Source organism: Palleronia sp. (assembly GCF_042089775.1).
Lineage (GTDB): Bacteria > Pseudomonadota > Alphaproteobacteria > Rhodobacterales > Rhodobacteraceae > Palleronia.
On record NZ_JBELKF010000214.1, the window covers coordinates 1 to 3,116 of the forward strand.

Genomic DNA, 3,116 nt, shown 5'->3' on the forward strand with positions numbered 1-3,116 from the left:
TCCGAGACGCCGCCCGAGATGTTCGTGACCGACGAACTCGAAGCGGTGCTTCCCGATGTTCGCCGCCACCGTTTCGACGGCGAGGCGCACGAGGCGATGAACACCGCACCCGATCGCTTTCTCGAGGCCGTGACTGGGTTCCTGGGCGACAGCTGAGGCCCCTGGGTCGGCAGCGGAATGCCGAAGGACGCACTCATCTGAACCCGTCCGCCCGGGCCGCGCCCGGCTGGCTCGACAGGCGACGTAGCGTTTCTCGGGACGCACCAGAGCGATAGCTTAAATCATCCCCGATTATCCAGTTCGCTAAAGGGAGACGTTCCGATGAAGCAGCTGCCCGAGAGCACAGGCGCGCCCAACGTCGACAAGCCAGAAACTGGCCCGCAGGACGGTGGTATTGAAGGCCTGGGGGGCCGGTCGGAGGAGGCGCTCGTCGAAGCCCGCTGGGAGGCACTCGGACACCGCCTTGCACCGCTGATGGAGAGCATCGGCGGTGAGGTCGAGATGCGGGTCATCCGTGAACCGGTCGATCCGGATCGGGTGCGCAAGTAAGTCTGGATCGCGCACCGCACTCAGGCTTCCGCGCGTGCCAAGGGAAGGTCGCCTGCGCCTCCGCGCGATCACGATCACCGTGACCTACGCAACGATCCTGGCTCGCATCCGTTGGGGGGATAAGCAGGTGCGCGGCGTGATCGGCGCCGGGTGCTGCGATCCGAAATCTGATGAGGATCACGACATGAGCGAACAGGAAGACAAGACCAAGGGCACGCTGAACAAGGTTGCGGGCGAAGCGAAAGACAAGCTTGGCGACGCGACCGACAACCAGGACCTTCAGAACGAAGGCAAGGGTCAGAAGCTCAAGGGCCACGGCCAGGACGCCAAGGGCGAGGCCAAAGGCGCATTGAAAGACAAGGACTGAACGGCACCCCCCCTGACCGTTCCGAAGGCCGCCCCACGGGCGGCCTTCTCTCTTTTCAGCAAGACGACCGCCCCCGGCGGGACTGCTTCAAGCCCTCGCGCCCCACCAAGCACCCTTGGCTTCAAGCACTCCGATTTTGCCAACCCTGTGGATTGTGGCTTCGCGCGCGTTGCCACGCGGAGGTTGATGGCTGAGAAAGGTGCGCATGGAGGCGCGCATGACTATCAACGAACTCAATGTCCTGGCCAAGAAGGTGAGCGACTTGCAGGCGCAGGTTCGCGGCTATCGCGAGCGACGCGTGAAGCTGACCGAAAGCGACACGATCCGCGTGCTGATCCTGCCCCTCCTCCAAGCGCTCGGCTGGGATCTCGGTGACCTCGATGAGGTGAAGAGCGAATACCGGCACAAGAGCTCGGACAATCCAGTCGATTGCGCGCTGTTCCTGCAGCGGGCGCCGGTCCTCTTCGTCGAGGCGAAAGCGCTTCAGGAGAACATGAGCGACCGCCGGTGGATCGTGCAAACGATCAACTACGCCAATACCAGCGGCGTCGACTGGTGCGTGCTGACCAACGGCGACGAATGGCGCTTCTACAAGGTCCATGCGCCAGTCGAGGCCGAGGAGAAGCTGTTCCTGACCGTCAAGATGGACGACGACGAACCCGCCGAAGCGCGGGCCCGGAAGCTCGCACTGGTCTCGCGCGCTGACATGGGACAGCGCGCGATCGACGCACTCTGGACCGACTGGCGGATCGACAGCCAGGTGCGAGCGGTTCTGGAGAGTCTGCCCGACGACGACAATTTCGTGCGCTTCATCACCCGCAAAATCAGCGGGATCGGAGCCGGGGACGTGCGGGGCTCGCTTCGCCGCGCGGCGATCCGTGTCGACTATCCAGAGATCGGTGATGTCCTCTCGGACCTGGCGCCGCGTGTGGCAGCGCCGTGCGATCGCCTTGCTCCGACCGTCGATGCGGACCCTGTCTCAGCGCAGGCAGATGCTGCGAAAGCCGACCCGAAGCGGACAAAGCGCACCCTTCCCGGCACGCGACAACTTTTCGAGCGGGGCTTACTCAAGAATGGTCAAACCCTCACCATTCGCGGGCATGCCGACAGCGCGGCGACGGTGGTCGACGGGAAGTCGGTCAACTACCGGGGCAAGGTGATGAGCTACAACAGCTGGGGCTGTGCGGTTACCGGCTGGAGTGCGATCCAGATCTACGTGCATGCAGTGACCGAAGATGGGCGGCTCCTCGACGACCTGCGCCAGGCCCTTTGAGGCAGCGAGCGCGGTGACGCGTCGGCCCATCCTGCCACTACCGTCGCTCGCAGTTCAGCACAGGTAAGCCGCCTCGTGCTCCGGCTCGCGCTCCCCCATCAGTTCCGCGCCAAGATCGCAGATCGTGCCGATTGCGCCGGTGAGCTCGCGCATCGCCTGGACCGAATAGGGCACGATCATCTTCCCGCTGTAGCCACCCATTTCGAGGCCGATGTCCGCGACCTGCGTCTCCTCCGACGTCTCGAGTTCGCCGCCGATCCCTTCGGCGCAATGGATCTCGATCTTGTGGGGCATCTCCTCGGGGCTGTTCTGATGAAGCACGATGAGCCAGCTCGTCTCGTAGCACTTCAGGGCGATGACGCCGCCCGGCGCCGTCGGGATCAGGAAGGCTTCCTGCACCCCGTCGGCCGAGACGAAGCGGTTCTCGTGGTCCTCATGGCCGCCGGTCTGCAGCCCCAGGATCAGACGGCCGAGATCCTCGGCCTCGTGCCACATATCCGCCGCGGCGGCGATGGCTTGCAGATACATCAGGCCGTCGGCCATGCGCTGGCCGGGTGCTACGCCGTCGGCGCGCAGCGTGGCGACGCCGAGCGCCCCCATCAGCCGCTCGCGCTTCGGACCACGGAAATTCAGCTTCCAATACCCGGCATAGTCGTGACGGCTTTGCAGGAGCTTGTCGCAGCCGAGCTTATCCATGCGGTCGGCGATGGCGCGCAGGGCCACGAGGGCCGCGCCGCTGTCCTCGACGCGGGCGTTGCCCGGCAGCGCCAGCACGCCCTCCTCCGACCCGGCCGGGAGGTCGATCGAAAAGACGAACTCCGGGTTGCGCCCGGCGAGGACCGTCTCGATCTCGGCTTCCGTGCCGGAGGGCGACGCACCGGCTCCGAGCAGGTAGCAGCTGATCCGGCGCGGCAGATCCGGAGCCAT

4 protein-coding genes are annotated in these 3,116 nt (G+C 65.2%); 3 read left to right on the top strand and 1 reads right to left on the bottom strand.

Annotated features, from left to right (window positions below):
• Positions 1–321 precede the first annotated feature (321 nt).
• The 3 genes from ACFDS3_RS20120 (at position 322) to ACFDS3_RS20130 (ending at position 2,189) form a co-directional block, all read left to right on the top strand.
• On the top strand, positions 322–549 hold the full coding sequence (locus tag ACFDS3_RS20120; protein WP_375264109.1) for a hypothetical protein: 228 nt from the start codon (positions 322–324) through the stop codon (positions 547–549).
• Positions 550–676: 127 nt separating this feature from the next.
• Positions 677–916 (top strand): CsbD family protein, encoded by a 240-nt coding sequence (locus ACFDS3_RS20125; RefSeq protein WP_375264110.1) that lies wholly within the window; start codon positions 677–679, stop codon positions 914–916.
• Between the two features lie 217 nt (positions 917–1,133).
• Positions 1,134–2,189 carry a type I restriction endonuclease gene (locus tag ACFDS3_RS20130; protein ID WP_375264111.1) on the top strand — a complete coding sequence of 352 codons (1,056 nt, stop codon included), beginning with the start codon at positions 1,134–1,136 and terminating at the stop codon, positions 2,187–2,189.
• 54 nt (positions 2,190–2,243) lie between these two features.
• Here the strand turns inward: ACFDS3_RS20130 and ACFDS3_RS20135 are convergent.
• On the bottom strand, positions 2,244–3,116 hold an 873-nt coding region (locus tag ACFDS3_RS20135), incomplete at its 5' end, for a hypothetical protein (RefSeq protein WP_375264112.1).